Origin of the sequence: Kitasatospora sp. NPDC091257 (genome assembly GCF_044757675.1) — a bacterium.
Taxonomy (GTDB): domain Bacteria; phylum Actinomycetota; class Actinomycetes; order Streptomycetales; family Streptomycetaceae; genus Kitasatospora; species Kitasatospora lactacystinica.
The window spans coordinates 1-6,304 of the sequence record NZ_JBIVVI010000485.1; the positions used below are offsets into that span (position 1 = coordinate 1).

At 72.8% G+C, this 6,304-nt stretch carries 5 protein-coding genes and 2 tRNA genes; 2 read left to right on the top strand and 5 right to left on the bottom strand.

The genetic code is table 11. The features are described 5' to 3' along the window. Positions 1 to 38 precede the first annotated feature (38 nt). Positions 39 to 112: transfer RNA gene (locus ACIQOV_RS22205), tRNA-Lys, on the bottom strand. Between the two features lie 74 nt (positions 113 to 186). Then, complete coding sequence (locus ACIQOV_RS22210; protein ID WP_401050954.1) at positions 187 to 1,095, bottom strand: NADP-dependent oxidoreductase; 909 nt, start codon at positions 1,093 to 1,095, stop codon at positions 187 to 189. 159 nt (positions 1,096 to 1,254) lie between these two features. Here ACIQOV_RS22210 and ACIQOV_RS22215 point away from each other — a divergent pair, with 159 nt between their 5' ends. Both ACIQOV_RS22215 and pgi read left to right on the top strand, forming a co-directional pair. Then, positions 1,255 to 2,838, top strand: a complete 1,584-nt coding sequence (locus ACIQOV_RS22215) for a Na+/H+ antiporter (RefSeq protein WP_359901763.1) — start codon at positions 1,255 to 1,257, stop codon at positions 2,836 to 2,838. Between the two features lie 196 nt (positions 2,839 to 3,034). After that, the gene (gene pgi, locus ACIQOV_RS22220) at positions 3,035 to 4,696 is read left to right on the top strand and encodes a glucose-6-phosphate isomerase (RefSeq protein WP_401050956.1); all 1,662 of its coding nucleotides are present in this window, start codon (positions 3,035 to 3,037) and stop codon (positions 4,694 to 4,696) included. Between the two features lie 116 nt (positions 4,697 to 4,812). Here the strand turns inward: pgi and ACIQOV_RS22225 are convergent. The 3 genes from ACIQOV_RS22225 to ACIQOV_RS22235 all read right to left on the bottom strand — a co-directional run bounded on the left by ACIQOV_RS22225 (position 4,813) and on the right by ACIQOV_RS22235 (position 6,051). Further along, positions 4,813 to 4,886, bottom strand: a tRNA-Lys gene (locus ACIQOV_RS22225). A 68-nt stretch (positions 4,887 to 4,954) separates the two neighbouring features. Beyond that, a complete protein-coding gene (locus tag ACIQOV_RS22230; RefSeq protein WP_401050960.1) occupies positions 4,955 to 5,491 on the bottom strand; it encodes a bifunctional DNA primase/polymerase in 537 nt (178 codons plus the stop codon). Positions 5,492 to 5,697: 206 nt separating this feature from the next. Next, positions 5,698 to 6,051 carry a hypothetical protein gene (locus ACIQOV_RS22235; RefSeq protein WP_401050958.1) on the bottom strand — a complete coding sequence of 118 codons (354 nt, stop codon included), beginning with the start codon at positions 6,049 to 6,051 and terminating at the stop codon, positions 5,698 to 5,700. Between the last annotated feature and the right edge of the window lie 253 nt (positions 6,052 to 6,304).

Genomic DNA, 6,304 nt, shown 5'->3' on the forward strand with positions numbered 1-6,304 from the left:
CTCCAGGACGCTCTCGCGAAGGGCCTTCCGGCTGTCTGTGCGCCGCCAGGGACTCGAACCCCGGACCCGCTGATTAAGAGTCAGCTGCTCTAACCAACTGAGCTAGCGGCGCCTGCTGACGTGGAGAACATTACCTGGTCAGCAGCCGAAACTCACAATCGGCCCGGGGCGGGGAGCCGGGCGCGTTCACATGGTCAGCACCACCTTGCCCCGGACGTGCCCGGCTCCGACCAGCTTGTGGGCCTGGGCGACCCGCTCGATCGGGAACGACTCCGCGATCTCCAGCCGCAGCCCGCCGGCCTCCCAGAGCTCGACCAGCTCGGCCAGCCTTCCGGCCGTCCGCTCGCCCCGCAGCCCCCGGACGCCCAGTCGCTCGGCGCCGGGGTAGTCGACCACGGTGCCGATCCGGGTCCGGTCGGCGACCAGTTCGACGGAGGCCTCCAGGGCGCCCCGCCCGGCGGCGTCGAAGGCCGCGGTCACCCCCTGCGGTGCCACCGCCCGGACCCGCTCGACCAGCCCCTCGCCGTAGGTGACCGGCACCGCGCCCAGCTCCCGCAGGTAGCCGTGGTTGCGCTCGCTCGCGGTGCCGATCACCGTGGCGCCCCAGGCCCGGGCCAGCTGGACGGCGACCGTGCCGACCCCGCCCGCGGCGCCGTGCACCAGCAGGGTGTCACCGGGGCCGACGCCGAGCCCGGTGAGCGCCACGTGCGCGGTCTGGCCGGAGGCGGAGAGGGAGCCGGCCTGCTCCCACGGCATCCCGGCGGGCTTGGCCACCAGCCGGTCGGCGTCCACCGTGACCAGGTCGGCCTGGCCGCCCAGGACCCGGAAGCCCAGCACCTCGTCCCCGACCCGCCAGTGCCCGGCGTCCGGGCCGAGGGCGTCCACCACCCCGGCGAACTCGTTGCCGAGGACGAACGGCGGCTCGACCGCCAGTCCCGGCGGGCGGAACCCCTCGCGGATCGCGAGGTCCACCGGCTGCACGCCGGCGGCGTACACCCGTACCCGCACCTCGCCCGGCCCGGGCCGCGGGTCGGGCACCTCGGCGACCCGCAGGACCTCCGGACCGCCGTTCCCCGTCACGGTGACCGCTTTCATGCTGTTCCCGCCCCTTCTCGATCCCTCCGATGTCGACGATCATCCGACCTGAAGTGTGCTTGAGGTCAAGTCATTGTTCAGCGTGTCGACACCGATGGGCGCATTGTCAGATTTATCCTGGGCGGCGCTCAGCCGTCCGTCGTCGAGAGGAACCTCCCCGTGGGCCAGCTGCCCCTGTTCTTCCTGGTGCTGCTCGCCTCCGTGGTGACCATGCCGCTCGGTCGGAGGATCGGCGTGCCGCAACCGGTGCTGATGACCCTGCTCGGCATCGTCATGGCGCTGGTCCCGCAGATCCCGGACGTCACCATCGAGCCCGAGCTGATCCTGCCGCTGGTCCTGCCGCCGCTGATCTTCGCGGTGGCCCGGCGCTCCTCGGTGCGCTACTTCAAGGCCAACGCCCGCTCGATCCTGCTGCTGGCGGTCGCCCTGGTGGCGGTCACCACGGTCGCCGTGGCCGGCACCGTGCACTGGCTGCTGCCCACCCTGCCGCTGGCCGCCGCCATCGCGGTCGGCGCGCTGGTCTCCCCGCCCGACCCGGTCGCCGCCGTCGCGGTGGCCGGGAGCGTCGGGCTGCCCCGCCGCCTGGTGGCGATCCTGGAGAGCGAGGGGCTGTTCAACGACGTCACCGCGATCGTCATCTACTCGCTGTCCATCGAGGCCATGGTCAGCGGCGACTTCTCGGCCGGCGACGCGGTGCTGCGCTTCGTGCTGTCCGCGGTGCTGGCCGTGGTGGTCGGCGTCGCGCTCGGCTGGGTCAACACCCGGCTCGCCGAGCGCCTGGACGACCCGACCCAGCAGGTCGCGCTCAACCTGCTGGTGCCCTTCGCCGCCTACACCCTGGCCGAGGAGATCCACGGCTCCGGCGTGCTCGCCGTCGTGGTCTGCGCGCTCTACCTCGCCGAGCGGGCCTCCGACGCGGACGCCGTCTCCTACCGGCTGGTCGGCAACGCCTTCTGGGAGGTGGTCGAGATCCTGATCACCGGCGTCGCCTTCGGCCTGATCGGCCTGGAGCTGGCCACCGTGCTCAAGGAGGCCGGCCGCGGCTGGACCGGATTCCTCGGCGACGCCGCCGTGGTCATCGCCGTGGTCGTCCTGGTCCGGCTGCTCTGGCTGCTGCCGGCCGGCTGGCTGTCGAAGAAGCTGCGCTCCGGCGACGACGAGGACACGCCGTTCAGCTGGAAGGAGAGCGTGATCCTCTGGTGGTCCGGCATGCGCGGGGTGGCCACCGTCGCCCTGGCGCTCGCCATCCCGCTCACCCTGCACTCCGGCGAGAACTTCCCCGAGCGCGGCCGGCTGGTCTTCATCGCCTTCAGCGTGGTGCTCTTCACCCTGCTGGTGCAGGGCCTCACCCTGCCCTGGCTGGCCAAGCGGTTCGAGCTGGACATCGACCAGGACAAGCACGAGCAGGCCGTGCGCCAGCTCTGGTGGCGGGCCGCCAAGGCCGGGCTCAGCCGGCTCGGCGAGCTGGAGGAGCAGGACCGGCTGCCCGCCGAGGTCGCCGACCGCCTGCGGGATCGTCAGCACGACCGGCTGGCCCGGCTCTGCCCGGAGAACTACGCCGAGGAGGAGGCCGCCGAGGCCAAGCTGCGGATGGCCCAGTGGCGCGCCGCCCGGGACGTCGAGCAGGAGATGATCGCCGCCTCCCGCCGCGAGATGCTCGCCGCCCGCAGTGAGCTCGGCGCCGATCCGGAGCTGGTCGACCAGGTGCTGCGCGGACTCGACCTGCGCTCCGAACGGAAATGACGGGGCGTCCGCTCCCCGCGGGCGCACCGTCCGCGCCCGCGGGGCGGAATGTGCGCGACCGGCCCCGGGGTTGCATAGGCTGAACCCGGGCAGGCCGTCAACGGAGTCGGCGCACCACCAGTACCCGCACGACCTCGGCGAACCCTCACGCCTGGCCCTGCCGGTTTCTGCACCCAGATGAATCGAGGACCCACCGATGTCGGAGACCCGCGCCGACGCCCGCACCCCGCTGGACCGGACCCCGCAGTGGGCCGCCCTGGCCAAGCACCGGGCCGAGCTGGGCGACACCCACCTGCGTGAGCTGTTCGCCGCCGACCCCGAGCGCGGCCGCCGCCACACCCTCCGGGTCGGCGACCTGCACGTGGACTACGCCAAGCACCTGGTCACCGACGAGACGCTGGAGCTGCTGCGCGAGCTGGCCGCCGCCACCGGCGTCGCCGAGCTGCGGGACGCCATGTTCCGCGGCGAGAAGATCAACAACACCGAGCACCGCGCCGTCCTGCACACCGCGCTGCGCGCCCCGCGCGGCGCCGTGATCGAGGTCGACGGCGAGAACGTGGTGCCCGAGGTGCACGCCGTCCTCGACAAGATGGCCGCCTTCGCCGAGCGGGTCCGCAGCGGCGAGTGGAAGGGCCACACCGGCAAGCCGATCCGCGCCGTCGTCAACATCGGCATCGGCGGCTCCGACCTCGGCCCGGCGATGGCCTACGAGGTGCTCCGCTCCTACGCCAAGCGCGACCTCGACGTCCGCTTCGTCTCCAACGTCGACGGTGCCGACCTGCACGAGGCGGTCCGCGACCTCGACCCGGCCGAGACGCTGTTCATCGTCGCCTCGAAGACCTTCACCACCATCGAGACCATCACCAACGCGGTCTCCGCCCGCAACTGGCTGCTCACCGGGCTGCGCGCCGACACCGACGCGGTGGCCAAGCACTTCGTCGCGCTGTCCACCAACGCCCGGGGCGTGCAGGACTTCGGCATCGACACCGCCAACATGTTCGAGTTCTGGGACTGGGTGGGCGGCCGCTACTCCTACGACTCGGCGATCGGCCTGTCGCTGATGATCGCCATCGGCCCGGACGCCTTCCGCGAGATGCTGGACGGCTTCCACCTGGTCGACGAGCACTTCCGCACCGCCCCGCCCGAGCAGAACGTCCCGCTGCTGCTCGGCCTGCTCGGCGTCTGGTACGGCGCGTTCTTCGACGCCCAGGCGCACGCGGTGCTGCCCTACTCGCACTACCTGTCCAAGTTCACCGCCTACCTCCAGCAGCTGGACATGGAGTCCAACGGCAAGTCGGTGACCCGCGACGGCACCCCGGTGGACTGGCAGACCGGCCCGGTGGTCTGGGGCACTCCCGGCACCAACGGCCAGCACGCCTACTACCAGCTGCTGCACCAGGGCACCAAGGTCATCCCGGCCGACTTCATCGGCTTCGCCAAGCCGGTCGCCGACCTGCCCCCCGGCCTGGTCGCCCAGCACGACCTGCTGCTGGCCAACTTCTTCGCCCAGACCCAGGCGCTGGCCTTCGGCAGGACCCCGGAGGAGGTCGCGGCCGAGGGCGTGCCCGCCGATCTCGTCCCGCACAAGACCTTCAAGGGCAACCACCCGACCACCACCATCCTGGCCGGCGAGCTGACCCCCTCGGTGCTCGGCCAGCTGGTCGCGCTCTACGAGCACAAGGTGTTCGTCCAGGGCGCGATCTGGAACATCGACTCCTTCGACCAGTGGGGCGTCGAGCTGGGCAAGGTGCTCGCCAAGCGGATCGAGCCGGTGCTGCTCACCGGCGAGGGCGCCGAGCAGCTGGACAGCTCCACCGCCGAGCTGGTCGCCCGCTACCGCGCGCTGCGCGGCCGCTGAGCCCGGGTCGGGCCGTCCGCTCCGGCGCGGGCGGCCCGGTCGCCCGGGGCCTCGGGCCTTCGGGCCGGAAACGCCGGAAGGCCCTTCGCTCTCGCGAAGGGCCTTCCGACCGTCTGTGCGCCGCCAGGGACTCGAACCCCGGACCCGCTGATTAAGAGTCAGCTGCTCTAACCAACTGAGCTAGCGGCGCCTGCTGACAGAGAAGACTGTAGCAGCGCCGTGCGGCCGAGCCAAAATCGAATACCGGCCGCCCCGCGTTCACCCTCCGGTCACGACGGGCGCCCCGGTGGGAACCGGCTCGCGCGCCGCCCGCACGCAGGCCCAGAGCACCACCGCGGCGCCGGGCAGCCGGGGACTGCGCTGTTCGGGTGCGACGATCCACCGGCCGGCGCCCTGCCCGGGGGAGTCCGGGCTGTTCACCATCCGCTGCAGGGGCGGCACGGTCACCGCGTCGCCCCTGCCGTGGCACAGCAGCGGCGGCACGTCCCGGGCCCACTCCTCCCAGGCCAGCAGCCGGCGCAGCCGGGGCGCGGCGCCCGGCTGGACGAACAGCAGCATCCGCCCCCGGTGGACGGCCACCGGCCCGCAGCCCGGTCCGGAGGCCCACAGCTCGTCCAGCACCCGGCGGCCGAACAGCGCCGGCATGCTGATCACGTCGAAGGCGCGCCCGCAGGGCAGCACCGACGGCGCCCAGGGGCGGCTCTCCCACAGGGCGCGCATGCTGCGCGGGTACTCGCTGGCGGAGGCGAGCCAGGCCTCGCCGGCCGCGCCGACGTACTCCACCGACGGGTGCATCACCGACGGGTATGTCGCCGACGGGTACGTCACCGACTGCTGCGTCACCGACTGCTGTGTCCAGATCTCCACGGGGAGCAGCCTGCGCGGTGCCCGCCCGCGCCGGGACGGAAAGCACGGTTCGCCGGACAGCGCGGCGGGGGACGGCGTACCCTTCCCCGCCGCGCATATGCCAGTGGCCCGTGTCCGGCGGACGGGCGCGGGGCTCAGTCCTCGTGCCGGCGCGGCTGGAGCAGGCTGCGGCCGTACTCGATCATCTTGGCGGCGTAGTCCGGGGTCCAGTCCGCCCGCCGGGCGACCTCGGCGTCGGACAGCGCGTCGAACCGGCGCGGGTCGGCGAGCTGCGCGGCGGCGACCGCCTGGAAGTCCGTGGCCCGCTCGGCGGCGGCCCGGAAGGCCAGGGCCAGTTCCGTGGAGCGGCGCAGCAGCTCCGCCGGGTCCTCGATCGACTCCAGGTCGAAGAATCGTTCCGGCTCGGGTTCGGCGGACTGCGGCTCGAACAGCAACTGCACCGGACGCAGGCGCCTGGTGGGCTCGGACGACTCTGGGGAGTCGGGCATGGACGGACACCTCCGGGTCTCGGGTGGGGGGAAAGAATCTGCTCCGGGCCGCGCCGCCCGGTCGTGGCCGCCGTCCATTGTCTCGCGGCGGTGGCCGGTAGCGGAACGGTGCGCACCCGAGCGCTATTCCCCGGCCCGCGCCGGGCGTGCGCCTCCCGCGCCGCGCTTCCGGATCGCATGCGAACCGGTTGTCCCGGTGTACCCGGTCGTCCGACGAAGCTGGAGAGAACCCCCCCCATGCGAGTGAGAAGAG